The organism is Pseudonocardia zijingensis, assembly GCF_042657305.1.
Classification (GTDB): Bacteria; Actinomycetota; Actinomycetes; order Mycobacteriales; family Pseudonocardiaceae; genus Pseudonocardia; species Pseudonocardia zijingensis.
This window is the reverse complement of the sequence record NZ_JBHSKO010000002.1, coordinates 565,706-591,736: the sequence shown is the minus strand read 5'-3', so window position 1 is coordinate 591,736 and position 26,031 is coordinate 565,706. Positions and strand designations below refer to the sequence as shown.

The following is a 26,031-nucleotide window of genomic DNA, read 5'->3' as shown; positions in this document are numbered from 1 at the left end:
CGATGACGCCGGAGGTGATGCGCGGCGGAGCCTTTCTGGACCGCGTTTGCTGTGCAACGCTAACGGTCGATCCGGCCGTGAGGGGGCACGATGACCGTTCCCGATGAACCGCAGGCGGCGAGCTCGTTCCGGGCCATCGGCGAGGGTGCCGGTTGGGTGCGCGAACCGCTGGACGACGCGGTGCGCGGACCTCGGCAGCTGATCGTCCCGCCCGCCGCGGCGACGCTCGGCACCCCGGCCCACAGCGGCGCGAAGGCCGCGCAACAGGCCGCGAAGGAGCAGCCGGGCACCGTCTTCATGATGGGCGACAACCCGGCGCTGCCGAAGATGCCGGACCGCCCCACGCTCGAGGACTTCTTCCGGCTGCGCTTCGACGACTTCTCCGTCTCGCACATGCTGCAGAGCGCGCGGCTGGCGCGGCAGAAGGGGCTCGACGAGAAGGTCGTGCTGGCGTGCCTGCTGCACGACATCGCCGTGCCCGGCCTGCTGCGCAGCGACCACGGGTACTGGGGCGCGCAGCTGGTGGGGCCCTACGTCGACGAAGAGGTCGCCTGGGCGATCGAGAAGCACGAGGCGCTGCGCTACTTCGCGGACGAGTCCGTCGGCTACTCCTACCCGAAGGAGTACATCGCGTTCTTCGGGGAGGACTACGACCCGCCGGAGTACATCCACCGCGAGCACGAGGCGGCCCGCAAGCACCGTTGGTACATGACGTCGCGGCTGATCACGCTCAACGACATGTACTCGTTCGACCCGGACGCGCGCGTGGACTTCGAGGAGTTCGCCGACGTGGTGGGGCGCCACTTCCGCCAACCCGAGGAAGGGCTGGGGTTCGACGGGTCACCGGTCGCCCACATGTGGCGCACCATGATCTGGCCCAACAACTTCCTGTGACCCCCGCCGCGCCCAGTCCGGGGCGTGCTCGGGCAGCGGCCCGATCGCGATGAGCCGGGCCGGCACGCCCTGCAGCGCGGGGACGCGCTGGACGAGGCGCAGCGGGAACGGCAGGGCGGACAGCGGCGCGGGTGGAACCCCGCCACCCGTGAGGCCGGCGACCCCGGTCGTCGGCGGGGGCTCGGGCGGGGAGCTCACGGTGGCCGCCCGCTCGCCGAGCACGGCGCGATGGGCGAGGCGCTGGCCGAACTGGATCAGCGCCGTGGGCCACCACCGGCGCCGCTGCACCTTGCGCAGCAGGGAGCGCGGCACGATCCCGCCGGAGCGCAGCGCGGGCGCGAGCAGCCGGGCGGCCGACACCGCGTCGGCGACGGCCAGGTTGATGCCGACCCCGCCCACCGGGGACATCGCGTGCGCGGCGTCCCCGATCAGCAGCAGCCCGTCGCGGTGCCAGGTGCGCAGCCGTTCGAGCTTCACGTCCAGCAGCTTCACCTCGTCGAGGGACTCCAGCGCGTCGAGCCGGTCCGCCATCCACGGCAGCAGCGCCGCGATCCGCTCGCGGAACCGCTCCAGGCCGGCCGCACGCATCGCGGCGTCGCTCCCCTTGCCGATGAGGAAGGCGCACTGCCAGTAGTCGCCGCGGTCGATCATGACGGCGAACTGGCCCGTGCTGATCCGGCCCACCCCGCCCACGGGGTCGCTCTCGCGGCGCGGCAGTCGGAACCACCAGACGTCGATGGGCACCCCGAACGAGCGCGGCACGAGGCCCGCGGCCGCCCGCACCGCCGAGCCGCGGCCGTCGCAGGCGACGGTCAGGCTCGCCCGGACCTCGTGCTCGGAGCCGTCCTTCCGGTCGCGGTAGCGCACCCCGCTCACCCGGCCGCCGTCGTACAGCAACCCGACGGCCTCGGCGTTGCGCCGCAGCGTGAACGTGGGCTCCTCCTGTGCGGCGTCGGCGACGAGGTCGAGGAAGTCCCACTGCGGCACCATCGCGATGTGGGGGTGGGCGCCGGGCAGCCGCGTCAGGTCCGCCACCTGGACGAGCCCGGCGTCGAGCTGCACCTGCGCGCGATCGATCAGCCGCTGGGGCAACGCCGCGAACCGCTCGCCGAGCCCGAGCTCGTCCAGCAGGGTGAGCGTGGAGGAGTGCACGGTGTCACCGCGGAAGTCGCGCAGGAAGTCGGCGTGCTTCTCGAGCACGGTGGTCTCCACGCCCGCCCGCGCCATGAGCAGCCCGAGGACCATGCCCGCCGGGCCGCCCCCGACGACGAGGCAGGTCGTGCGCTCGATGCTCGGCATCCGTCGGTTCTACGCCGCCCCGAACGGGCTGGCCAGGCCTCGATAGGCTGGCGGGCATCATGAACGCTGGCAACGTCGTCCGGGCGCGCTTCTGCCCGTCTCCCACGGGCACCCCGCACGTCGGACTGATCCGCACCGCCCTGTTCAACTGGGCGCACGCCCGCCACCACGGCGGCACCTTCGTGTTCCGCATCGAGGACACCGACGCCCGCCGCGACTCGGTCGAGTCCTACGAGTCGCTGCTCGATGCGCTGCGCTGGCTGGGCCTCGACTGGGACGAAGGCCCGGAGGTCGGCGGCCCGCACGGGCCGTACCGGCAGAGCGAGCGCCGCGACATCTACCGCGACGCGCTCGGGAAGCTCGTCCAGGCCGGTGAGGTGTACGAGTCGTACTCCACCCCGGAGGAGATCGAGGCGCGCCACCGGGCCGCGGGCCGCGACCCCAAGCTCGGCTACGACAACGCCGACCGCGACCTCACCGAGGAGCAGAAGGCGGCCTACCGCGCGGAGGGTCGCTCGCCGGTCTTCCGGCTGCGGATGCCCGACCGCGACATCACGTTCGACGACCTCGTCCGCGGCCCCGTCACGTTCCGCGCGGGCACCGTCCCCGACTTCGTGCTCGCCCGCGGCGACGGCACCCCGCTCTACCCGCTCACCAACCCGCTCGACGACGCACTCATGGGCATCACCGACGTCCTGCGCGGCGAGGACCTCCTCCCGTCCACCCCGCGTCAGATCGCGCTGCTCGAGGCGCTGCAGCGCGTCGGCATCGGCAACGGCCCCTTCCGCTACGGGCACCTCCCGCTCGTCACCGGCGAGGGCAACCGCAAGCTGTCGAAGCGCGATCCGCAGTCCAACCTCTTCCTCTACCGCGAACGCGGATTCGTGCCCGAGGGTTTGCTGAACTACCTCGCATTGCTCGGATGGTCCATCGCCGAGGACCGCGATGTGTTCACCATGGCCGAGATGGTCGATGCGTTCGACATCACACGGGTCTCCAGCAATGCGGCGCGCTTCGATCTCAAGAAGGCCGAGGCGATCAATGCGGCACACCTGCGCGCCCTCCCCGTCGAGGAGTTCGCGCGCCGCGTCGAGCCGTACCTCGAAGCCGAGGGTGTGATCACCGGCACCCCCACGGAGGAGCAGCGGGCCCTGCTCGCCGCCGCGGCCCCGCTCGTGCAGGAGCGCAGCGTCGTGCTGTCCGACGCCGCCCGCATGCTGCGCTTCCTGTTCGTGCCCGAGGAGGGCTTCGCCCCCGAGCCCGAGGCTGCCGAGAAGAACCTCGGCGCCGACGCCGCCCCCGTGCTCGAAGCCGCCCTGACCGGCCTCGATGCGCTCCCCGAGTGGTCCGGGGAGCAGATCGAGGGCGCCCTCAAGGCGGCCCTCGTCGACGGCCTGGGCCTCAAGCCCCGCAAGGCGTTCGCGCCCGTGCGGGTGGCCGTGAGCGGTCGCACCGTCTCGCCGCCCCTCTACGAGTCCATGGAACTGCTGGGACGCGAGCGCTCCCTCGCCCGGTTGAGGGCCGGTTTGGAGCGCGCTGCGGGCCTCGGCTAGAGTGGGGAACACAGGGCACGGACACCCCCGGGTGAACGTGAACCCTTGGGGTATGGTGTAATTGGCAGCACGACTGATTCTGGTTCAGTTAGTCTAGGTTCGAGTCCTGGTACCCCAGCGGAAACGCTCCAGAAGCTGTCTGATAAACTCAACACCGGAGCAATTCCTAGGGCCCCGTCGTCTAGCGGCCTAGGACGCCGCCCTCTCAAGGCGGTAGCGCGGGTTCAAATCCCGTCGGGGCTACGCGAGGGGCGAGGTGTGCCTGCGGAGAGCGCAGGCATCCTCGCTCCGCTTTTTTCCTGGGGGCGAAGCCCCCAGACCCCACCCGGAGGGGCTTCGCCCCCCGGACCCCCCTCCCCGGTTGCGTTGGCATCGACCTCGCACCTTCCTCCCACGTGGGGCATTCCGTGGGACTCCCTCGCCTTCGGCGTCGGGAGAGGCTCTGGTGGAGGCCTCGCGCCGCGTCGGGGCTCTCCAGATGGCCATGATCGCGGAGTCGGCGCGTTCCCGGGTTGTTTTCGCCCGTGTTTGCGCCAACACTGTGATCTTGGGCTGGCCGGCCTTCGGGGGCGCCGCGCCCCACCGGGCAGGCCTTGGCCTGCCCGCGTCGCTGCCCGGAGGGGCTGCAGAGGCTCGCAGGTCAAGGGGCGCGCAGCGCTCGCGCAGCGACGCCGAAGGCGCCCTTGAGGTGCGAGGAGCGGCCCCGCACGATGCGGCGCCCCCGAAGGCCTGAGCCCTCGGAGACCCCGGTACTTGCCGTCACGTTTCCCGGAGGACCTCCCCGGGGCTCCCTCGCCTTCGGCGTCGGGAGGGCTCTTGGTGTGCGTCGCCATGATCACGGAGTGGGCGCGTTCCCGGGTTGTTTTCGCCCGTGTTTGCGCCAACACTGTGATCTTGGGGCGGCTGATCTTTGGGGCGCCGCGCCCCATCGGGCAGGCCTGCCCGCGTCGCTGCCCCGCACCATGCGGCGCCCCCGAAGGCCCGAGCTCCTGGGAGGCCCGTGCCCATGGAGGCCTGTGCCTGAGAGGCCCGCTCGCGGGAGGCCCCTGTCCGCGCGAGCCGGCGCCCCCGGAGGCCTGAGCCCCCGGAGTCCGCTGATCAGGCCGGGGCCACCTCGGGCGCCTCGCTCGGGCCGCTGCCCTGGTTCGGCGGGGGCTCGGTGGGTTCGGGGGTGGGCTCCGTCTCCGACGGCTCCGTGGTGGGTTCCGTCGTGTCCGGCGGGGGTGTGGTGGTGGCCGGAGGTGGCGTGGTCGTGACCGGCGGCGGCTCGTCCGTGGTGGGCCGGGTCTGCGGGGGCGGCGGGACCTGCGGGACGGGGCGGGTGGCCGGGGGCTCCTCCGTCGGCGTGGGGCGTTCGGTGGTGGTGGGTGCCGGCTCCGTGGTCTCCACGACGGATGCGGGGGGCAGGTTGCTGCTGGAGCCGGTGGGTTCGGTGTCCGGGCTCGGCCACAGGAACACCGCAGCCACCACCGCTGCGCCGGCCCCGATGGCGCCTGCGGTGACAAGCCAGGACGGGCTGCGCCCCTGCCGCTCGGGCGCGTAGTCGTAGCGGGGCTCGTACTCGGGTTCGTCGTACTCGGGCTGGTAGGCGGCGGCCGCCGGGCGGGGCGGCGGGGCCACCGGCGGGCGCGGGGGCGGCGGCCGGTGCGGGGGGAGGCTGGAGCTGGCGACGCCGCCGTACGGACCGGGGCCGCCGCGGCCGGGGGGCGGGCCGAACGGGCCCTGGGGCGGGCCGCCACCGCCGTGCGGCGGCGCGCCCGCCGCGGCGGCCGCCATCGGGAACCGAGCCGAACCACCCGCACGCGGGGCCGGGACGCGGGGCGGCATCGCACCGGTGCCGGTGGGGGCCGGTTGCAGCGACAGCACGGCGCCCATCGAGATGGCGTTCTTCGGGTCGACGTCGACGGTGACGGGGCGTCCGAGCAGCTCCGACACGAGCTGCCCGACCAGCGGGATGCGTGACGAACCGCCGACCAGCAGCACCGCCGAGAGCTGCTGGGGTGCCAGCCCGGCGGAGGAGACCGCGCGCTGCAGGGCGTCGACCGTGTCCTCGACCTGCGGGCGGATGGCCGCCTCGAACTCGCTGCGGTGCATGCGCACCGAGCCCTGGGCCTTGGGGGTGAGCACCGGGATCGACACCTCGGTGTCGCTGCTCAGCGCCTCCTTCGCCTCGACGCACTCGCGCCGGATCGCTGCGATCGCGGAGAGCACGGCGGGGTCGGTCTCGTCGAGCCCGTCGAACGCCTCCGGTATGCCCGCGAGGACGTGCTCGAAGACGATCTCGTCGAAGTCGATGCCGCCGAGGCGGTCGACGCCCTCGGGGCGGCCGAGCAGCTTGAAGGTGTTGCCGTCCTTGTGCACGACGGCGGCGTCGAAGGTGCCGCCGCCGAAGTCGTACACGGCGATCGTGGAGCCGGGCTCCACGCGTTCGGCCGACGCGTAGTGCAGCGCGGCGGCCTGCGGCTCGGCGATGTAGGAGACCTGCAGGCCCTGGCCGGCGAGGGCGCCGCCGAGCCGCTCGGTCTTGTGGGGGCCCCACGAGGCGGGGAGGGTGACGGCGATGCGGGTGGCCGGGCCCGCCTCGCGCTGCGCGACGCGGTCGACCACCCAGCGCACCAGCCGCGCCGAGAGGTCCTCCGGCGCCCAGGGCCTGCCGCCGACGATCAGCGGGGTGGGGTCGCCGATGCGGCGCTTGAACTCGCGGACGACGTGGTCGGGCGAGCTCAGGGCCCGCCGCTCGGCGGCCTCACCGACGACGACGCTGCCGTCGTCGCCGAGGTAGAGCACCGACGGGACGGCGCTGGCGCGGTCGCCGAGGTTGACGATCTCGGTCTCGCCGGGACGTGCGTCGAGCCTGCCGATCGCGGCGGCCGTGCGCGTGGTGCCCAGATCGATGCCGAGCAGGTAGCTCATCGTTCCCCGTCATTCACTACAGCGACTCTCCGTGGTGATCGAGCCGATTTCGGGCCCACGGTAGCGGCCCGGGGGGATGATTCGCTGGGCCGGTCGCGCGATCGGTGCTAGCGGGAGGTGACGGAGCGGCCCGCGGCGCTGAGCGGTAGCTCGGCTCTCAGCCTCGTGCCGCGCCCGGGTGGGCTGTCGACCTCGAGCCGCCCTCCGAGCGCCTCCACGCGGTCGGTGAGGCCGACCAGTCCGGTGCCGTGTGCGGGGTCGGCGCCGCCCGCTCCGTCGTCGACGACGCTGACGCAGAGGCGGCTGCGGGCGTCGTCGAGCTCGACGGTGACCGTGACCGCCGTGGCCCCTGCGTGCTTGGCGGCGTTGGTGAGGGCTTCCGCCACGACGTAGTACCCGCTGATCTCCACCTGTTCGGGGAGCCGGTCCCGCACCCGGACGTCGAGGTCGACCGGGATCGCCGAGCGCCGGGCGAGGGTGGCGAGCGCGGGCCGCAGGCCGCCCTCCACCAGGATCGCCGGGTGGATGCCGCGGGCGATCTCGCGCAGCTCGAGCGCCGCGCCGTTCACCTCGGTGATGGCGTTGCCCACCTGCTCGTCGAGGTCGGCGAGCTCGGGTGGCACGGCGGCCCGCGCCGCGTCGAGATACAGGGCGAGCGAGACCAGCCGTTGCTGCGCGCCGTCGTGCAGGTCGCGCTCGATGCGCCTGCGCTCCTGGTCGGCGGCGGCGACGATCCGGGCGCGGGACGCGCTGAGCTCGGCGTAGAGCTGGGCGTTGTCGAGGGACACGGCGAGCTGGCCCGCGATGAGGGTGACGGCGTCGAGCCGGTCGCCGGTGAACGCGCCGCGGATGAGGCGGTTCTCCAGCAGCAGCACGGCGCGCAGCGCACCCCGGCTGAGCACGGGCAGCGCCAGCAGGGAGCAGCGGTCCTGGTCGGCGAAGTAGGGGTCGCGGGCGAAGCGCTCGTCGCGGGTGGCGTCGGCGACGACCAGCGGCTCGCGCAGCCGGCGCGCGTAGCGGAGCACGGACCTGGGCAGCGCGGCCCCGGGCTCGGTGGCGACCCAGTCGTCGCGCTCGTCGCTCCACAGGAGCAGGTGCACCCCGGTGGCGCCGGTCATGGCGCTGAGGACCTCGACGACGCGGGCCTGCAGCCGGTCGACGTCGGTCTCGGAGCTCAGCGCCTGGGAGGCGGACAGGACGCCGAGCAGGTCGAGGGTTCCGGAGGTGACGATGGCGCGCCGGTTCGCCAGGTCGGCGGGCGGTTGCAGCGCGGGGTAGGCCCAGTCCAGCCGGTCGACCTTCGCGGTGGCCCCCCACGCGGCGTAGCGCGCGCGGGCCTCCGCGAGCAGCTCGTACCCGCCGTGGTCGAGGCCGTTGTCGAGGAGGAAGCGGGCCGCACGTTCGACGGTGAGGGCCTCGTGCCACGCCCGCGACCGCCCGGCGCACTCCCGGCGGGCGGCGTCGAAGGCCACGGCGGCGGCGCGGAAGTCGCCGAGGGCCCACGCGCGTTCGGCCTCGACCAGCCGCTGCAGGTGCAGGAAGTTGTCGGGCGCGTCCTCGGCGCGGGCGGCGAGCCAGTTCGTGACCTCGTCGAGCTCCCGGAGCACCTCGTCCTGCTCCTGCGGGCCGGCGGTGCGCAGCTGTTCGGCCAGGGCGAGTCCGCGCACGAGGTGCGCCACGGCGGTGGGGTAGAGGCCCAGCGCGGCGGGCAGCAGCGGCACGGCGGCTGCGGCGTGCCGGGACAGCTCGGCCGCGTCGCCGAGCACGGCGGCGGTGATCGCCCGGGTGAGGTGGGTGAGCAGCGCCGCGAGCGGGTTGTCGGGGAACGCGTCGAGCGGGGCGGGCTCGACCGCGTCGCCCCGCAGCACGTGCGCAAGCCGGGCGTAGCCGTCGAGCCACTGCGCGGTCTCCGCGCTGCCGGTGCGCTGCACGAGCGCCAACCCGTCCTCCACCTGGGCGGTGAACTCCTCGAGCGTCGGGGCGCAGTCGAGGAGGTTCGGCACGATCACGCAGAGGCAGTAGCCGGCGTTGGCGGTGTCGCCGCCCGCGACCAGGCCCTCCATGGCGCGCCGGCCCGCCCGCACGCCGTTCTCGATCGGTTCCCGCCACCACGACAGGGACGCCAGCACGTAGCGTGCCTGCGAGGTGCCGGGCTCCCAGCCACGGGCATCGCCGAGGGCGAGGACCCGCTGCGCCGCCCGGTGGCCGCCGCAGGTGTCGCCGCGCAGCGCGATCGCGTTGAAGGCGGCGATGCTCACCGGGCCGACGAGCGCGGGTTCGGGCCCGTGCCGCTGCCAGAGGCGGACCGCCTCCAGGCTGAGCCAGCCGAACAGCGCGTGGTCGTTGTAGTAGGTGGCCGGCAGCAGCGCGTTGAGCACCCGCGCCGCCGCGCGCAGCGCCGGATCGGCGAGGGCGGGGCGGGACAGGTCGTCGGTGCCGGTGGCGAGCCAGCGGTAGAAGTGCTCGAACTGGTGGTCGAGGTCGGCGGGCAGCCGGTCGGCGGGGGGCACGGGCACGCCGAGCTCGCGCAGGGCGTGCAGGCCCATCGCGGTGGCCTCGGCGAACCGCTTGCGGTGAGTGAGGCTCCGCACCTGCACCGACGTGGCGAGCGCGCGGTCGGGGGCGGTGGCGGCCAGCTCCCCGATCGCGTGGAACGCCGCATCGGCGTCCTCGAGGCGTCCCATGCTGAACAGCGCGGAGTGGCGGTCGGTGTGCAGCGCCACCAGCGTGGCGGGATCGCCGGGGTCGACGAGGCCCACCGCTGCGGTGAGGAGCTGGTGCACGAGCTCGTAGCTGCCGATCAGGCCGGCCTGCTCGGCGGCCCGTCGCATCAGGCGCACGACGTCGCGCTGTTCGGCCGGGTCGGTGACCGCGTCGACGACGGGGAGGTACAGCTCCGCCGCCACCCCGAAGGGCTGCGGTTCGCGGGCGAGCCGCCGGGCCATCGTCAGGTGCAGGTCCCGGCGCCTGCGCGGGGGCAGCCCGGCCAGCACCGCCTCCCGCATGCGGTCGTGCCGGAACCGCACCACCTCGCGGGGGCCTGCCTCCACCACGAGCACGCCCTCCTCGAGCGCGGGCCCGAGCCGTTCCTCGACGACCGCGGCGGGCACGGCGGTGGCGGCCTGCAGGACGCCGAGCTCGGCGCGTCCGCCGAGGCAGGCCAGCGCCTCCGCCGGCTCGCGCGACGACGGTGGGAGCGCCCGGGCCCGTGCGGTCACCAGGCCGTCGGCCTCCACGCGGTCCAGGTGGGTGCGCACGGCCCGCTCGTCCCACCGCCAGCCCGCGGGCGTGGCGGTGAGCGCCCCGTCGCGGTGCAACGCGTTGAGCAGTTCCACCGTCTCGTAGGGGTTGCCCCGGGTGTGCGGTGCGATCAGCTCGGCGAGGCGGCCCGCCTCCTCCCGGTCGACGTGCAGCATCTCGGCGACCATCGCGACCGTCCCCGGCCCGGGCAGGTCGGTCAGCCGCAGGCTTCGCACGTCCGGTTGCCTGCTCCATCGGGCCGGCAGCGACGCGTCCGCGTCGACGTCGCGGTAGGCGCAGATCAGCAGCACGCCGTCGATGCGCTGCTCGCTCATCACGAGGTCGACGAAGCCGAGAGCGGGGCGCTCGCTCCACTGCAGGTCGTCGAGGAACATCACGACGGGGCGGGCTCGCGACGCCACGGCCCGCAGCACGGCCAGCGCCGACCGCTGGCTGCGCGCCTGCGAGGAGAGCGGGTCGCCCGGGTCCGGTGGTGTCCCGAGCAGCGCCGCGAACTCGGGCAGCACCGCGGTGATCAGACCGGCGTTCGTGCCGAGCTCCTCGGCCAGCCGCTGGCGGACCGCGACCAGCTCGTCCTCGGGCTCGGCCAGCAGCAGCCGGCCCAGTGCCCGGAACGACTGGTACGCGGCGTTGAACTCGAGGCCGCGCCGGTACTGGTCGAACTTGCCGGCCACGAACCAGCCGTCACGTCCGGTGACCGCGGGCCGCAATCGGTCCACCAGCGCCGTCTTCCCGACGCCCGGTGGCCCGCTGACCAGCACCCCGCGGCACCGGCCCGCCAGCGCGTCCTCGAACGCCGCCCGCAGGAGCGCGGCCTCGTCGTCGCGTCCGACCAGCCGCGAGGGCGGCGGCAGCCGCAGCGGGACGTCGCGCTCGCCGACCCGCGCCGGCCCGCCGCCCGCCCGCAGCCGCTCCAGGTCGTGCAGCAGACCCGCCGCCGACTGGTAGCGGCTGTCGGGCTCCTTCTCCAGCAGGTGCAGGATGATCTCCGAGAGGCCCGCCGGCACGCCCGGGTCGACGTCGGTGGGCGGCACCGGCACCCGGGCGAGGTGGTCGTGCGTGAGGCGCAGCGGGTCGCCTGAGCCGAACGGCGGTGCGCCGGTGGCCAGGTGGTAGAACGTGGCGCCGAGGGCGTAGAGGTCGGCGCGCTGGTCCACCACCCGCCCGGTGCGGCCGGTCTGCTCCGGGGCGAGGTAGGCGAGGGTGCCCACGATCTGGGTGGGGTGGGTGAACTCGGGGCGCAGCTCCGCCACCGGTGTGGCGAGGGCGAAGTCGACGAGGCAGGGCGCGCCGTCGGGGGCGACGACGACGTTCGCCGGGTTGATGTCGCGGTGCATCACGCCGCGGGCGTGCATCCCGGCCACGGCCCGCGCCAGCCGCGCGGCGAGCCGCACCAGCTCGGTGCCCCGGGGCGGCGCGGGCAGGTCGGCGAGGTTCGTCGTGCCCGCGTCCGCCAGCAGGATCGCGCCGCGGTCGGGTGCGGTGCCGACGAGCTGCGCGACCCCCGGCACGCCGCGCAGCCGTTCGAGGACGGCCAGTTCGTGGCGCAGCCTGCGGTCGGCGTCGGGCCCCAGCGGTTCCTTGCGGATGATCGTGCGACCGGCGCGGGTGAGCCGTGTGACGCGGGTGCGTTCGCTCTCGTGGACGATGCCCGACGGCCGTGGGTCACCCTCCGGTGGCGCTGCGCCTTCCGCCATCCCGGGCCCCCACGCGTCGGACGTCCCGCTGTCGGCACGACTCTGCCGCCTCGCGCCCCGCGGGACCAGCGAGCGTCCGGAGGAAGCCCACCCCGGGATCGGTGCTCGGTCGGTCACCGAGCGTGTCCGCCTGCGTGCTACAGCCGGTGCTGCAGCGCCTCGGCCGCCGCGAGCAGATCGGCGGCCCAGCGCACGCCCGGGCGCCTGCCGATGCGGTCGACCGGCCCGGACACCGAGACGGCGGCCACCACCTGGCCGGTGCCGTCGCGGACCGGTGCCGACACGCTCGCGACCCCGGATTCCCGCTCCGCGACGCTCTGCGCCCACCCGCGCCTGCGGACGTCGACCAGGACGCGGTCGCCGAACATGGCCTCGGCGAGCACGGCGCGCTGCACGGCGGGCTCGGCCCAGGCGGCGAGCACCTTGGCGCCGGAACCCGCGGTCATGGGCAGGCGGGTGCCGACCGGGACCGTGTCGCGCAGCCCGCTGCTGGGCTCGGCGGTGGCGATGCAGATGCGGTGGATGCCGTCGCGGCGGTAGAGCTGGACGCTCTCGCCGGTGATGTCGCGCAGCCGGGGGAGCACGGCTGCGGCCGCTTCGAGCAGCGGGTCGACGCCGCCCGCGGCGAGCTCGGCGAGCGCGGGCCCGGGCCGCCAGCGGCCGTCGGTGCCGCGGTGCAGGAGGCCGTGCACCTCGAGGCCGACGGCCAGCCGGTGCGCGGTGGCCCGGGGCAGCCCGGTGCGCTCGCACAGTTCGGCGAGTCCGCAGGGCTCGGCCGCGGTGGCCCGCAGCACCCCCACGGCCTTGTCGAGCACACCGATGCCGCTATGCTGTCTCACGAGCCGATACTAACTTCCCGAAATGTGAGACGTCCAGCGAGGAGGCAGCCGCCGTGGGACGCACGCTGGCCGAGAAGGTCTGGGACCAGCACCTGGTCCGCAAGGGGGAGGGTCAGGAGCCCGACCTCCTCTACATCGACCTGCACCTGGTGCACGAGGTCACCAGTCCGCAGGCGTTCGACGGGCTCCGGCTCGCCGGACGCAAGGTGCGCCGCCCCGACCTCACGGTCGCCACCGAGGACCACAACGTGCCCACGGTGGACACCAACCTCCCGATCGCCGACCCGGTGTCGCGCACCCAGGTCGAGACCCTGCGCAAGAACTGCGCCGAGTTCGGCGTGCCGCTCTACCCGATGAACCACGCCGAGCAGGGCATCGTGCACGTCGTGGGCCCGCAGCTGGGGCTCACGCAGCCGGGCCTCACCGTGGTCTGCGGCGACAGCCACACCTCCACCCACGGCGCGTTCGGCGCGATGGCGTTCGGCATCGGCACGTCCGAGGTGGAGCACGTGCTGGCCACCCAGACGTTGCCGCTCAAGCGGTTCAAGACGATGGCGATCAACGTCAACTCGCGGGACGGGAAGCTGCGCCCCGGCGTCACCAGCAAGGACGTCGTGTTGGCGATCATCGCGCAGATCGGCACCGGCGGTGGCCAGGGTTACGTCCTGGAGTATCGCGGCAACGTCATCGAGAACCTCTCGATGGAAGCGCGGATGACGATCTGCAACATGTCGATCGAGGCGGGCGCGCGCGCCGGCATGATCGCGCCGGACGACACCACCTTCGAGTACCTGAAGGGCCGCGACCGCGCGCCGAAGGGCGCCGAGTGGGACGAGGCCGTGGCCGCCTGGCGCGAACTGCGCACCGACGACGACGCGGTGTTCGACGCCGAGGTCGACATTGACGGCGACGCGCTCACCCCGTTCGTCACGTGGGGCACCAACCCCGGGCAGGGCCTGCCGCTGTCGGAGCGGGTGCCCGACCCGGAGCAGATCGTCGACGAGAACGAGCGCGTGGCCGCCGAGAAGGCGCTGAGCTACATGGGCCTCGAGGCAGGTACCCCGTTGCGGGACATCCGCGTGGACACCGTGTTCGTGGGGTCGTGCACCAACGGCCGGATCGAGGACCTGCGTGCCGCCGCCGACGTCATCCGCGGCCGCAAGGTGGCCGACGGCGTCCGCATGCTGGTGGTCCCGGGCTCGATGCGGGTGCGGTTCCAGGCCGAGGAAGAGGGCCTGGACGCCGTGTTCGCGGAGGCGGGCGCCGAGTGGCGCTCCGCGGGGTGCTCGATGTGCCTGGGCATGAACCCCGACCAGCTCGCCCCCGGCGAGCGCAGCGCGTCCACGTCCAACCGCAACTTCGAGGGCCGCCAGGGCAAGGGCGGCCGCACTCACCTGGTGTCCCCGCTGGTGGCCGCGGCCACCGCGGTGCGCGGCACCCTGTCGAGCCCGGAGGACCTGTCCTGATGGAACCGTTCCGCACCCACACCGGCATCGGCGTGCCGCTGCGCCGTTCCAACGTCGACACCGACCAGATCATCCCGGCCGTCTACCTGAAGCGCGTCACGCGCACCGGGTTCCAGGACGGGCTGTTCGCCGCCTGGCGGGGCAACGAGGACTTCATCCTCAACCAGGAGCCGTTCTCGCGGGGATCCGTTCTGGTGGCGGGCCCCGACTTCGGCACCGGCTCCTCGCGCGAGCACGCGGTCTGGGCGCTCATGGACTACGGGTTCCGCGTGGTGATCTCCGCCCGCTTCGGCGACATCTTCCGCGGCAACTCGGCCAAGCAGGGCCTGGTGGCGGCGCAGGTCGCGCAGCCGGACGTCGAGCTGCTGTGGAAGCTGCTGGAGAACGAGCCGGGTGTGGAGGTCACGGTCGACCTCGAGGAGCGCACCGTGCACGCCCGGGACCTCACGGTGCCGTTCCAGATCGACGACTACACGCGCTGGCGGCTGCTGGAGGGCCTGGACGACATCGGGCTCACGCTGCGTCACGTCGACGAGATCTCGGCGTTCGAGGCGGCCCGCCCGGGGCGGCTGCCCACCACGGCGCAGGTCTGAGGGGGCGGGGCTGAGCTCGCAACCGGCCGGTTGACCTGCGGGTCCGCCACCGGTTGCGAGTCCGCCTCCGATCGCGCGGCACCCTAGCCCGCGGCGATCGAAGGATCAACATCTTGTCGGATCGTTGAACGATCCTTACGGTGATGGAGCGGCGCCGCTCAGCCCATCACCGAGGATCGGAGACAGACGATGCCGACCGAATCGCTCACGCCCGCCGACTTCGACCTGGACCTCGAGGTCGCAGTCCTCGTCGAGTCCGAGGTGCAGGCCCAGAAGACCGGCGTGACCGACATCTGCACCACGATCTTCTGGCCCTGCCGGAAGTGACGGTGCCCGCCCGACCGGCCCGCCGCCACGAGGAGCGCCCCCCGCTCTTCGACGGCGCCGACGTGGGCCTCCTGCGGGCCGCGGCCGCGCCGCGCCGGGCCGGTCGGGCGGCCCTCCCTCCCGTCCCGGACGAACCCGAGGCGGTGTGGCTGCGGGACCGGCTGACCGCCCTCGTCTCCGACGCGCAGCTGCTCGAGGCGGTCGACACCGCCAGCCCCAGCCTCGCCCGCGACGCGCGGGCGATCGCCGCGGGGGCGCCGGCACGGCTGAAGGACCTGCGCCGCGCCGTACTCGCGCTCACCAAGTACGCACTGCGGATCAGCGGCCGCGCCACACCGTTCGGCCTCCTCGCCGGGGTCGCGCCCGTGCGGTTCGGCGAGCGCCCGGCGCTGCGGGCCGGCGACCGGCACCGCCCGGTCCGGCGACCGGACGCGGAGTGGCTCGACGGGGTGCTGGAGCGCGTGCGGGCCGAGCCCGCCGTGCTGCGTCGCACGAGCGTCGTGGCCGCGCCCGTGCGCTGGGTGCGGGACGGGCGGTTGCTGCTGCCCGCGCGCGCCGCGGAGGCGGGGCGGCGCCGCGAGCTGTCGATCCGGTGCACACCGATCGTCGAGGCCGCGCTGGAGCTGGCCGCGGAACCGGTCCGGTGGCCGGATCTGGTCACCGGCCTCGCCCACCGGTTCGGCGTCGAGGACGCCAGGCTCGAACCCGTGCTGTGCCGGCTCGTCGAGGTCGGCGCGCTGCTCAGCGACCTCGACCCGCCCGCCGACTGCACCGACCCCCTCGGGCACGTCCTCGCCGTGGCCGGTGCCGCGCCCGAGGTGATCGAGCGGCTGCGCGGGACCGGCGACGCACCACCGATGCAGACCGACCTGCGCCTCGACGTCGACCTCACGCTGCCCGCCGAGGTGGCCCGCGAGGCCGAGCGCGCCGCCGGCGTGCTGTGGCGCCTGTCCACGCCCGTCACGGCCCCGTGGCTGACCGGCTACCACGAGCGCTTCCTCGAGGCGTACGGCACCGAGCGCGCGGTGCCCGTGCTCGAGCTGCTGGGCGGCACCGGCCTCGGCCTGCCGTCCTGGGACGAGCCCGCGCCCGGCCCCGGACCCGACGCCGACGACGAGCGGGCCCCGGTGCTGGCCGCGGAGCTCCTCGCCGCCGTGCGGGACCGCCACGCCGAGGTGGTGCTGGACGACCGGCTCGTCGACCGGCTGGCGCGGGACGAGCCGCCCCCGCCGTCGATGGAGCTGTGCGCCGAAGTGCTGGCCGACGGCTGGGACGCGCTGTGCGCGGGGGAGTTCCGCCTGGTCGTGGGCCAGAGCCTCGGCTCGGCGCTCGCGGGCACCACCGCGGCCCGGTTCGCGCACGTGCTGCCCGAGCTCGACGCCGAGCTGACCGAGCTCGTCCGGGCCGGCGCACCCGCCGACGGGGTGCGCGCCGCGCAGGTGGCGTTCCGCCCGCTCGTGGCGCGGTCGGCGAACGTCGCGGCGGTGCCGCAGCGGTTGGCGCTGCGCATCCCGCTCGCTCCCGGCACGGCGGATCCGGCCGTCACCGACCTGCCGCTGCACCGGCTTGCCGTCACCGCCACCACCGAGCGGCTGCACCTGGTGGACGTCACCACCGGGGTGCGGATCGCGCCCGTGTCGGGTTCGATGCTCAACCCCCGCAGCGGCCACGTGCCCCCGGTGGCCCGGTTCCTGCTCGAACTGGGCGGGCTGGACGCGCCGCAGTGCCTGCCGTGGAGCTGGGGCGCGCTCGCGGCCGCGCCGTACCTGCCGCGGGTCCGCTACGGCCGCACGGTGCTCGCCCCGGCGCGCTGGTCGACGGACCGGGAGCTGGCCGACGCCACGCTGCCCGCCGACCGGTGGCGCCGTCGCCTCGCCGCGTGGCGGGAGCGCTGGGACGTGCCCCGCCACGTCCGGCTCACCGTGGCCGACCACCACGTCCCGGTCGATCTCGACGACCCGCTGCACCAGCTGGTGTTCCGCGACGAGCTGCGCCGCCACCCCGGGCTCGCCGTGCTGGAGACGCCCGCCGACGCCGGGTGGTTGCGCGGCCCCCGTGGTGCACACACCTGCGAGGTGGTGTTCCAGCTGCTCGGCAGGGCGGCCGCCCGGCCCCCGGTGGCGCGGCCGGTGCCGCGGCGCGCCGCCGACCTGCTCCACCTGCCCGGAGGGGACTGGCTCTACGTGAAGCTCTACGGCCCGGAACCCGCGCAGCGGGCCGTGCTGCGCACCCGCCTCGCCGAGCTGGTGGACGAGGCCGAGCTCGCCGCCGCGGCCGTCGACGGGTGGTTCTTCGTGCGCTACCGGGACCCGCACCCGCACCTGCGGCTGCGGTTCCACGGAAAGCCCGACGGCCTGTGGGGCGAGCTGTTGCCCCGGCTGCACGCGTGGACGGCGCGGTTGCGCCGCGACGGGTTGCTGACCACGGCCGTGCTCGACAGCTACGACCCGGAGGCCGAGCGCTACGGCGGGCCGGAGGCGATGGCCGACGCCGAACGGGTCTTCCACGCCGACAGCGCGCTCGCGCTCACCCTCGGTGGGCGGTTCGACGGTGACGAGGAGGGCGACGTGGCCGCTGCCACGAGCGTGCACGACCTGCTGACCGGGTTCGACCCGTCGGGGGAGGTCCTCGCGCGGTTCGCGGCGGTGGCCGCGCCCGACCGCCACGCGGTGCCCGCCGCCCGCCGGGCGCGGGTCGCCGGCGTCCTCCCCGCGCACATCGGCCCACCCGGCGCCCCGGCCGACCCGCGGCGGGCGGCGCTCGCGGCGTACGCGGCCACGCTCGAGCGCACCGGATGCCCTCCCGCACGGCGGGTGCAGATCGGCGCCTCCCTCGCCCACCTGCACTGCAACCGCCTGTTCGGCGTCGACCGCGCGCGGGAGCGGACCGTGTACGCGCTCCTGCACGGTGCGCTCGCGCTGCGGGCGGGACGCGCGAGGGCCGGCCGGTGACCGCGCTCCCGCTGACCGTCCCGCCGGGCCTGCGCCGGCGGGCGATCGACGTCGCGACGGAGGTGGCCGACCGACTCCGCTCCCCAGAGCCGGTCGCCGTCGCCGCCCGCCGCGCCTGCCGGCCGGACGGGCACCCGGCGTGGGACCCGTCGTCGTTGCTGCTCGGCCACCCCGGGGTGGCCCTGCTGCACGCGACGCTGTCGGTCGCCGATCCCGCATGGGCCGCGGCCACCCACGCGCACCTGGCCGCCGCGGGGGGCCCTGCGGGCGCCGACCTCGTGCCGGCCGCCGTGCTGCACGGGAGCGTCCACGGCGGTTACCCGAGGCTGCTGCGCAGGCTCGCGCACGCGCTGTCGGCCGCCTGCGAGCAGGTGGTGGCGGACCAGGTCCGGTGCGCCCCGCCCGGCGGTCCGCGGCGCACGGTGGCCGACTACGACGTGGTCAGCGGGCTCACCGGCCGGGGCAGGCTCCTGCTCGCGCTCGGCGACGACCGCAGCGCGGCGGCCCTGGAGACCACGCTGCGCCACCTCGTGGCCTGCACCCGGCCGGTCCGCGTGCGCGGCGCGGCCGTCCCCGGCTGGTGGTGCCTGCCCGCGGACGACCCGGCAGGCTCGCCCGGCCACCTCGACCTCGGTCTCGCCCACGGCGTCGCCGGGCCGTTGGCGCTGATGGCCCTCGCCCACGAGCGCGGCCACCGGGTGGACGGCATGCCCGAGGCGATGCGCGACATCGCCGACCACCTGCTGCTCCACGCCGTGCGCGACGAGCTGGGCCCGGTGTGGCCGTCCCGGATCGGGCTCGCGGAGGCGAAAGGCACCGAGCCGGTCGCGGCGGGCACGGCCAAGGCGGCCTGGTGCTACGGCACCGCGGGCGTGGCCCGCGCGCTGCACCTCGCGGGCGGCGCGCTCGGCGACCAGGAGCTGTGCGCGGAGGCGGTCGGCGCACTCCGCGGCGCGGTGCTGCGCCCCTGGTCGGAGACGCACCTCGCCGGCCCGACCGTCTGCCACGGCACCGCTGGCCTGCTGCAGGTCGTCCTGCGCGTCACCGAACGCGACCCCGACCCGGTGCTGCTCGGTGCGGCGGGCGTGCTCGCGCAGCGGGTGCTCCTCGACGTCGACCGCACGGCGCCGTTCGGGTTCCGGCACGCGCACCGGACGCGCTGCGGGGAGCTCGCAGGCGTCGACGAACCCGGGCTGCTCCAGGGCGCGGCGGGCGTCGCCCTCGTGCTGGCGACGTTCGCGAACCACCCCGGCACGGTCGGCCCGGACGTCTGGGACGCACCGCTGCTGCTGACGTGACCGTCAGCCCCGCGGGTGCTCGTAGTAGTCGGCCGCCACGAGCACGCCACCGGGGCCGAACGTGAGCACCCAGGTGCTGCCCTTCTTGGCCGGCACGTCGTCCGGGTCGATGCCCGGCATCCGGGCCTCCGCGACCAGCGCGCCGACGAGACCGGGGATCACGCCGCCCTGGCTGCACGCCACCGTGACGCCCGGGACGGCGGCGAGCTCCCGCAGACGGGCGAGCGCCCCCGCGGTGTCGTACTGGTAGGCGGCCTCGCCGAGCAACGGCTCCTCGTCGATCGCCAGGCCCAGGCGCCGGGCGAGGGGGGCCACGCTTTCGCGGCAGCGCACCGGCGGCGCCGAGACGATGCGGTCGGGGCCGAACAACCCCAGCAGGGCGTCGAGTTGGCGGGCCTGCTCCTGGCCGGACCCGGACAGCGGGCGCAGCTCGTCCGCGCCGTCCCACTGGCTGCGGTTGCCCGCCTTCGCGTGGCGCACGAGCGCGATCACCGACGCCGGGGCGCCCATCTCCGTGAATCGGGACAGGATCCGCACGTCGTGCGCGTACGACAGGCGCTCCGCGGCCGCCGCCGGGTGCAGCCACAGCAGCTCGTCGGTCTCCCGCCCGGGCACGAACTCGCCGCCCCGCGCCTCGGCGGCCCAGTACCGCACCAGCTTGCCGCCCTCCGCCACCGCGTAGCGGACGTCGCCGACCAGCGGGCCGAGGCGCGCGGCCTGGCCGGTCTCCTCGGCGACCTCGCGCACCGCCGCGAACGGCATCGTCTCGTCCCCGTCGAGCTTGCCCTTCGGGAACGACCAGTCGTCGTAGGCGGGGCGGTGCACGAGCGCGACCTCGACCCCGTGGGTGCCGGGGCGCCACAGCACGGCTCCAGCGGCGAGCACATCCGCGGCGGTGGGCTCCACGACGTGCGGCTCGGTCACTCCGCCTCCGCCGAGACGGCCGCGTGGCGGAGCATCATCTCGGCCTGGTGGTCGCGCACGTGCGAGACCCCCGCCCCCGGTGGCGGCGACGGCTCCCAGGAGCCGTCGGCGTGCAGCGTCCAGCAGCGGGTGGCCGGGTCGAGGCACGAGTCGAACATCTCGCCGAGCTTGGCGGCGAGGCGCGGATCGGCCACCCGCAGCAGCACCTCGACCCGTCGGTCGAGGTTGCGGTGCATCATGTCGGCGCTGCCGATCCAATACTCGTCCGCCGCGGCGAAGTGGAACACCCGCGAGTGCTCGAGGAACCTGCCGAGGATCGAGCGCACCTGGATGTTCTCCGACAGCCCCGGCCGGCCGGGGCGCAGCGCGCAGATGCCGCGCACCACGATGTCGACGGGCACACCCGCCTGCGACGCCCGGTACAGCGCGTCGATCACCTGCTCGTCCACCAGCGAGTTGACCTTGATGCGGATGCGGGCCTCCCGGCCCTCCCGCTTGGCCTCGATCTCGTCCTCGATGCGCCGCACGATCCCGCGCCGCACGCCGTAGGGCGCCACCAGCAGGCTGCGGTAGGAGGTCTGGCGCGAGTAGCCGGTGAGCGAGTTGAACAGGTCGGTGAGGTCGGCCCCGATCGTCGGGTCGGCCGTGAGCACCCCCAGGTCCTCGTAGAGCCGGGCGGTCTTGGGGTTGTAGTTGCCGGTGCCGACGTGGCAGTAGCGGCGGATCGTGGACCCCTCCTGACGCACCACGAGCGAGGTCTTGCAGTGGGTCTTGAGCCCCACCAGCCCGTAGACGACGTGCACGCCCGCCTTCTCCAGCTCACGGGCCCAGCGGATGTTGGCCTGCTCGTCGAACCGCGCCTTGATCTCCACGAGCGCCACGACCTGCTTGCCCGCCGCGGCGGCGTCGATCAGGGCGTCGACGATCGGCGAGTCGCCGGACGTCCGGTAGAGCGTCTGCTTGATCGCGAGCACGTTCGGGTCGGACGCGGCCTGCTCGATGAACCGCTGCACGCTCGTGGAGAACGAGTCGTAGGGGTGGTGCACCAGCACGTCGCCCTCGCGCAGGGTGGCGAACACGCTGCGCGGGGTCTCCCGGTCGGCGAACGCGGGGTGGGTGGCCGGCACCCACGGGTCGTCCTTGAGGTCGGGCCGGTCCACCCCGTGCACCGCCCACAGCGCCGTGAGGTCGAGCAGGCCGGGCACCGTGACGACGTCGTGCGGGTCGACGTCGAGCTCGCGCAGCAGCAGCTCCAGCACGTGCTCGCTCATCGTGTCGGTGACCTCGAGCCGCACCGGCGGGCCGAACCGGCGGCGGGCGAGCTCGCGTTCCAGCGACTGCAGGAGGTCCTCGTCGCGGTCCTCCTCCACCTCCAGGTCGGCGTTGCGGGTGACCCGGAACGCGTGCACCTCCGCCACCTCGACCCCGGTGAACAGCTCGCCCAGGTGGGCGGAGATGAGGTCCTCGATGGGCAGGAACGTGATCGTGTCGTCGTCGGTGGTGACGCGCACCAGCCGCGGCACGTTGTCGGGCACCTTGACGCGGGCGAACCGCTCGGTGCGCCCGTCCGGGTCGCGCACCGTGACGGCCAGGTTCAGCGACAGCCCCGAGATGTAGGGGAACGGGTGGGCCGGGTCGACCGCCAGCGGCGTGAGCACCGGGAACACCTGCGCCGAGAAGTAGGCCGACAGGCGGGCCCGCTGGTCGTCGGACAGGTCGCTCCAGCGCAGGATCCGGATCCGCTGCGCCTCCAGCTCGGGCCGCACGTGGTCGAGGAACACCCGGGCGTGCGCCTCCTGCAGCGCCTGGTTGCGGGCGGCGATGCGGGCCAGCTGCTCGCGCGGCGTGAGGCCGTCGGCGCTGCGGACGGCGAGACCCGTCTCGTCACGGCGCTTCAGCCCCGCCACCCGGACCATGTAGAACTCGTCGAGGTTCGACGCGAAGATCGCCAGGAACTTGGCCCGCTCCAGCAGCGGCTGGCTCTCGTCCTCGGCGAGCGCGAGCACCCGGGCGTTGAAGTCCAGCCACGACAGCTCGCGGTTGAGGTAGCGGTCGTCGGGCAGCTCCGACACGGGCGCCCGCGTGCGTGCAGGGGGGCTCACCGGCACCGCGGCGGCAGGCGGGCTCGCCGTGCGGGCCCCGGTGGCGGGCGCCGCCGGGCCCGGCTGCTCCGGTGCCGCGCTGGCGGCGACGCCGTTGGCGGTGGTGCCGGCGGGACTGGCCCGCCGCGTGGACGGCCGGGGCGCGCTGCGTCCTGTGCGGGCCCGACGGGGAGTCGCCTTGCCGGAGCCGTTCGCCTGAGTCTTGCGCGCGTCCTCACCCACGATGCGATTGTTCCGCACCGGGAGCGTGCTGTGTTGCTCGCAGCGGCCGACATCGAGGTGAACGGTTGGTTGCGGCGGGCCGCCGAGGTGTCAGCAGCTCCGCGGGACCGGCGCGAGCGCGGCGGTGGTGTGGCCGCCGAGCCCGAGCGCGGTGGCGGCGCGCAGGTCGTCGGCGGTGTCGACGTCGCGGCGCAGGCCCGGCCACGCCCCGGTGAGCGGGCGGGCGCCCGCCTCCTCGTGGCGTTGCGCCGAGGCGACCCCGAACCGCGGGTCGAGGTCCACGCCGGGCGCGGCGATCAACAGCGTGGTGCCGGTGCCCTCGGCGTCGGCCACGAAGGCCCGGCGCGCACCGCGGGCGAACAGCGCGAGCGCCGCGACCACCGCCTCGTCGAGCTCCTCCGGGCGCAGGGCGGGCAGGTCGGCCTGCAGCGCGCCGACGGCCGCGGCCTGGTCTTGCGCGCGCAGGAGGGCAGCCCCGCGCGCGTAGGCCGGGTTGAGGCCGGGCACCGGCCCGTCCGGCGCCACCTCGATGCCGAACACACCCAGCTCGGCGGCCACCACCGGGTCGGAGCTGACCACCAGCAGGCGCCGGACGGCCGATGCCGCCTCCACCGCGGTGATCGTGTCGCGCAGGAGCGCCATCGCCAGCCGGGCGTGCGCCCGCGGCGCGCCGATGCCGCCGTCGGCCGCGCCACGCAGCCGCGACTTCGCCTTGGTGAGCGGCTTGACGGGGACGACGAGGTCCACGGCCGGCTGGTCGATCGAGGTCACCCCACCATCGTGCCTGACCCGGTGGTGGACCTCCGGGGCGCGGCCAGGAAGACTCTGGGACGTGGTCAGGCGTGAGAAGGGCGGGTTCTGGATCGCCTTCGCGGCGATGTTCGTCTACCCATTGGGCCGGCTCTTCGGGCGCGCCCGCTACGAGGGCCGGGAGCACCTGCCCGCCACCGGCGGGGCGCTCCTCGTCGCCAACCACATCTCCCACCTCGACCCCATCTACAGCGCGCTGTTCGTGCACAAGTCGCGCCGGGTGCCGCGGTTCCTCGCGAAGCACAGCCTGTGGAACGTCCCGGTGCTGAACTGGGTGCTGCGGGGCAGCGGGCAGATCCCGGTCTACCGCGAGTCCGCCGACGCCCAGCAGAGCCTGCGCGAGGGCACGAAGGCGCTTGACGCAGGGAAGGTCGTCGTGATCTACCCGGAGGGCACGATCACCCGCGACCCGGCCGGCTGGCCGATGGCGGCGCGCACCGGCGTCGCCCGCCTGGCGCTCACCACGGACGTGCCGGTGCTGCCCGCCGTGCACTGGGGCACCCGCGACGTGCTCGACAAGTACAACCGCAAGTTCCGGCCGCTGCCCCGCAAGCAGCTCGTGGTGCGCTGCGGCCCGCCGGTGGACCTCTCGGCCTACCGCGGCCGCCCGGTGGATGCCGTGCTGCTGCGGGAGGTCACCGACCTGCTGATGGTGAAGGTGCGCGAGCTGCTCGCGGAGGTGCGCGGCGAGCCGGCGCCCGAGGAGTTCTACCGGAGGACGGCATCGTGACGGAGCCGGTCCGCCGCGTGGCCGTGCTCGGTGCGGGCTCGTGGGGCACGGCGTTCGCCAAGGTGATGGCCGACGCGGGGCGCGAGGTGCGGCTGTGGGCCCGCCGTCCCGAGGTCGCCGCCGCCGTCAACGAGGAGCACGCCAACCCCGATTACCTGCCCGGGATCGTCCTGCCCACGCTGCTCACGGCCACGGCCGACCCCGCGGAGGCGCTCCACGGGGCCGACGCGGTGGTGTTCGCCGTGCCGTCGCAGACGCTGCGGGCCAACCTCGCGAACTGGCGCGACCTGCTGCCGCCGGGACGCACCCTGGTGAGCCTCGCGAAGGGCGTGGAGCTGGGCACCCTGCTGCGGATGAGCGAGGTGATCTGCGAGGTCGCGGGGGTGCCCGCCGACCAGGTGGCGGTGGTGTCGGGCCCCAACCTCGCCCGCGAGATCGCCGCGGAGGAACCCACCGCCACCGTGATCGCCTGCGCCGACCACGACCGCGCCGTGGCCCTCCAGCAGGCCTGCACCACCGGCTACTTCCGCTCCTACACCAACACCGACGTCATCGGCTGCGAGCTGGGCGGCGCCGGCAAGAACGTCATCGCGCTGGCGTGCGGGATCGCCGCGGGAATGGGTTTCGGCGACAACACCAGGGCGTCGCTGATCACGCGCGGGCTCGCCGAGACCGCGCGGCTGGGCACGGCGCTGGGCGCCGACCCGCTGACGTTCGCGGGCCTGGCCGGGCTAGGCGACCTCGTGGCCACCTGTTCCTCCCCGCTGTCGCGCAACCGCACGTTCGGCGAGCGCCTCGGCCGGGGCGAGTCGCTGGCCCAGGCGGAGGCCGCCAACCACGGGCAGGTGGCGGAGGGCGTCAAGTCCTGCAAGTCGATCTGCGCACTCGGCGAGCGCATGGGCGTGGAGCTCCCGATCGCCGACGCGGTGCGCCGGGTCTGCCACGAGAACCTCTCGGCCGCGGAGATGGGCAAGGAGCTGATCAGCCGCGCCCCCCGCCCCGAATGACCACGACCGGAGGGCAGTCGTGATCGGTGACGGCACGCGGTGCGTCCACGGCGGGCACGGCGGCGGAGCGCCGGGCACACCCCTGCACCCGGGGCCCGTGCTCTCCTCCACCTTCCAGCTCGGCCTCCCGTCCGATCCCACCCCCACCGACTTCTACGGGCGCGCCGACAACCCCACCTGGCGGGGGCTCGAGTCGGCGATCGGAAGCCTCGACGGCGGCGACTGCACGGTGTTCGCGTCCGGGATGGCGGCGATCGCCGCGGTGCTGCGGATCGGTGCCCGCGCCGGGGCGCTGCTGCTGCCCTCCGACGGCTACTACCTCGCCCGCGCGCTCGCGGCCGACGAGCTGGTGCCGCTGGGCGTCGAGGTCCGCGAGGCGCCGTCCGCCGCCCCGCTGCCGCCGCTCGACGGGGTGGCGCTCGTGCTGCTGGAGACCCCCTCCAACCCGGGCCTCGAGGTGGCCGACATCGCCGCGGCCGCCGAGGCGGCCCACGAGGCGGGCGCCCTGCTCGCCGTCGACAACACCACCGCCACGCCGCTCGGGCAGCGCCCGTTGGAGCTTGGCGCCGACCTGGTGGTCGCCTCCGACACGAAGGCGCTCGCCGGTCACGGCGACGTGGTGCTGGGGCACGTCACCGCCCGCGACCCGGAGCTGGTGGAGCGGCTGCGTGCGGCGCGTTCGCGCGGTGGCGCGGTGCCCGGGCCGATGGAGGCGTGGCTCGCCCACCGCGGCCTCGCCACCCTCGACCTGCGCCTCGAGCGGCAGGCGAGCAACGCCGCCGCGCTCGTGCCGGTGCTGCGCGCGCACCCCGCGGTCACCGACGTGCGGTGGCCCGGCGACCCCGACGACCCGGCCCACGCCGTGGCCGCGCGGCAGATGCGCCGCTGGAACGGTGTGCTGCGGTTCACACTCGCGTCGGAGACGGCCGTGGGGGAGTTCCTCGCCGCGTCCCGGCTCGTCGGCTCGGCCACGAGCTTCGGCGGCCCGCGCAGCACCGCCGACCGTCGCCACCGCTGGGGCGACGCCGTGGCTCCGGGCCTGTTGCGGCTCTCGGTGGGGTGCGAGGACCCCGAGGACCTGGTCACCGACGTGAGCCGAGCGCTGGACGCGATCACCCGCTGAGGTCGCGCGAGCGGGTGTGACC

18 protein-coding genes and 2 tRNA genes are annotated in these 26,031 nt (G+C 74.9%); 13 read left to right on the top strand and 7 right to left on the bottom strand.

The features are described 5' to 3' along the window. The first annotated feature begins 90 nt into the window (after positions 1–90). A complete protein-coding gene (locus tag ACFPL3_RS06925) occupies positions 91–894 on the top strand; it encodes an HD domain-containing protein (RefSeq protein ID WP_343943376.1) in 804 nt (267 codons plus the stop codon). On the opposite strand, the gene ACFPL3_RS06920 is transcribed toward ACFPL3_RS06925, so the two are convergent. Further along, positions 841–2,193 carry an FAD-dependent oxidoreductase gene (locus ACFPL3_RS06920; RefSeq protein ID WP_343943377.1) on the bottom strand — a complete coding sequence of 451 codons (1,353 nt, stop codon included), beginning with the start codon at positions 2,191–2,193 and terminating at the stop codon, positions 841–843. The two genes, ACFPL3_RS06925 and ACFPL3_RS06920, sit on opposite strands and share 54 nt — an antisense overlap. Before the next feature lie 59 nt (positions 2,194–2,252). Between ACFPL3_RS06920 and gltX the strand changes: the two genes are divergently transcribed. From gltX to ACFPL3_RS06905, 3 genes are all read left to right on the top strand, one after another. After that, positions 2,253–3,746, top strand: a complete 1,494-nt coding sequence (gltX, locus tag ACFPL3_RS06915) for a glutamate--tRNA ligase (RefSeq protein ID WP_343943378.1) — start codon at positions 2,253–2,255, stop codon at positions 3,744–3,746. Between the two features lie 46 nt (positions 3,747–3,792). Beyond that, positions 3,793–3,864 (top strand) — tRNA-Gln (locus tag ACFPL3_RS06910). Between the two features lie 52 nt (positions 3,865–3,916). Further along, positions 3,917–3,989 (top strand) — tRNA-Glu (locus ACFPL3_RS06905). Positions 3,990–4,844: 855 nt separating this feature from the next. On the opposite strand, the gene ACFPL3_RS06900 is transcribed toward ACFPL3_RS06905, so the two are convergent. The 3 genes from ACFPL3_RS06900 to ACFPL3_RS06890 all read right to left on the bottom strand — a co-directional run bounded on the left by ACFPL3_RS06900 (position 4,845) and on the right by ACFPL3_RS06890 (position 12,456). Next, on the bottom strand, positions 4,845–6,659 hold the full coding sequence (locus tag ACFPL3_RS06900; RefSeq protein WP_379588568.1) for an Hsp70 family protein: 1,815 nt from the start codon (positions 6,657–6,659) through the stop codon (positions 4,845–4,847). 107 nt (positions 6,660–6,766) lie between these two features. Next, positions 6,767–11,617, bottom strand: a complete 4,851-nt coding sequence (locus ACFPL3_RS06895) for an AAA family ATPase (protein WP_379588566.1) — start codon at positions 11,615–11,617, stop codon at positions 6,767–6,769. Between the two features lie 137 nt (positions 11,618–11,754). Further along, entirely contained in the window at positions 11,755–12,456 is a 702-nt protein-coding gene (locus tag ACFPL3_RS06890) for an IclR family transcriptional regulator (protein ID WP_343938093.1), read from the bottom strand. Positions 12,457–12,509: 53 nt separating this feature from the next. Here ACFPL3_RS06890 and leuC point away from each other — a divergent pair, with 53 nt between their 5' ends. The 5 genes from leuC to ACFPL3_RS06865 all read left to right on the top strand — a co-directional run bounded on the left by leuC (position 12,510) and on the right by ACFPL3_RS06865 (position 19,091). Further along, entirely contained in the window at positions 12,510–13,922 is a 1,413-nt protein-coding gene (leuC, locus tag ACFPL3_RS06885; RefSeq protein WP_343938095.1) for a 3-isopropylmalate dehydratase large subunit, read from the top strand. After that, positions 13,922–14,515, top strand: a complete 594-nt coding sequence (gene leuD / locus ACFPL3_RS06880; protein ID WP_343938097.1) for a 3-isopropylmalate dehydratase small subunit — start codon at positions 13,922–13,924, stop codon at positions 14,513–14,515. The genes leuC and leuD overlap by 1 nt, the downstream gene beginning before the upstream one ends. 189 nt (positions 14,516–14,704) lie before the next feature. Continuing rightward, positions 14,705–14,842 carry an FDLD family class I lanthipeptide gene (locus ACFPL3_RS06875; protein ID WP_343938099.1) on the top strand — a complete coding sequence of 46 codons (138 nt, stop codon included), beginning with the start codon at positions 14,705–14,707 and terminating at the stop codon, positions 14,840–14,842. A gap of 2 nt (positions 14,843–14,844) precedes the next feature. Next, positions 14,845–17,793: a lantibiotic dehydratase gene (locus ACFPL3_RS06870; RefSeq protein WP_379588562.1), complete on the top strand. Its 2,949-nt coding sequence runs from the start codon at positions 14,845–14,847 to the stop codon at positions 17,791–17,793. Further along, positions 17,790–19,091, top strand: a complete 1,302-nt coding sequence (locus ACFPL3_RS06865) for a lanthionine synthetase C family protein (protein ID WP_343945713.1) — start codon at positions 17,790–17,792, stop codon at positions 19,089–19,091. Before ACFPL3_RS06870 ends, ACFPL3_RS06865 begins: the two co-directional genes overlap by 4 nt. Positions 19,092–19,094: 3 nt before the next feature. Here ACFPL3_RS06865 and ACFPL3_RS06860 read toward each other — a convergent pair whose 3' ends face one another. Both ACFPL3_RS06860 and ACFPL3_RS06855 read right to left on the bottom strand, forming a co-directional pair. Further along, on the bottom strand, positions 19,095–20,015 hold the full coding sequence (locus tag ACFPL3_RS06860) for an NUDIX hydrolase (protein WP_343945712.1): 921 nt from the start codon (positions 20,013–20,015) through the stop codon (positions 19,095–19,097). Beyond that, the gene (locus ACFPL3_RS06855; RefSeq protein ID WP_379588560.1) at positions 20,012–22,087 is read right to left on the bottom strand and encodes an RNA degradosome polyphosphate kinase; all 2,076 of its coding nucleotides are present in this window, start codon (positions 22,085–22,087) and stop codon (positions 20,012–20,014) included. Before ACFPL3_RS06855 ends, ACFPL3_RS06860 begins: the two co-directional genes overlap by 4 nt. A gap of 10 nt (positions 22,088–22,097) precedes the next feature. Here ACFPL3_RS06855 and ACFPL3_RS06850 point away from each other — a divergent pair, with 10 nt between their 5' ends. Beyond that, positions 22,098–22,316 carry a hypothetical protein gene (locus ACFPL3_RS06850; protein ID WP_379588559.1) on the top strand — a complete coding sequence of 73 codons (219 nt, stop codon included), beginning with the start codon at positions 22,098–22,100 and terminating at the stop codon, positions 22,314–22,316. Positions 22,317–22,429: 113 nt separating this feature from the next. Here ACFPL3_RS06850 and cofC read toward each other — a convergent pair whose 3' ends face one another. After that, positions 22,430–23,110 carry a 2-phospho-L-lactate guanylyltransferase gene (gene cofC / locus ACFPL3_RS06845; protein WP_343946734.1) on the bottom strand — a complete coding sequence of 227 codons (681 nt, stop codon included), beginning with the start codon at positions 23,108–23,110 and terminating at the stop codon, positions 22,430–22,432. Between the two features lie 61 nt (positions 23,111–23,171). On the opposite strand from cofC, the gene ACFPL3_RS06840 reads away from it, so the two are divergent. Genes ACFPL3_RS06840 through ACFPL3_RS06830 form a run of 3 tightly spaced genes read left to right on the top strand, consistent with a single transcriptional unit; the run spans position 23,172 to position 26,009 of the window. Beyond that, positions 23,172–23,879, top strand: coding sequence for a lysophospholipid acyltransferase family protein (locus ACFPL3_RS06840; protein ID WP_343946733.1), 708 nt, complete (start codon positions 23,172–23,174; stop codon positions 23,877–23,879). Continuing rightward, positions 23,876–24,886 (top strand): NAD(P)H-dependent glycerol-3-phosphate dehydrogenase, encoded by a 1,011-nt coding sequence (locus ACFPL3_RS06835; protein WP_343946732.1) that lies wholly within the window; start codon positions 23,876–23,878, stop codon positions 24,884–24,886. The genes ACFPL3_RS06840 and ACFPL3_RS06835 overlap by 4 nt, the downstream gene beginning before the upstream one ends. A 19-nt stretch (positions 24,887–24,905) precedes the next feature. Continuing rightward, positions 24,906–26,009, top strand: a complete 1,104-nt coding sequence (locus tag ACFPL3_RS06830; protein ID WP_343946731.1) for a cystathionine gamma-lyase — start codon at positions 24,906–24,908, stop codon at positions 26,007–26,009. Positions 26,010–26,031 lie beyond the last annotated feature (22 nt).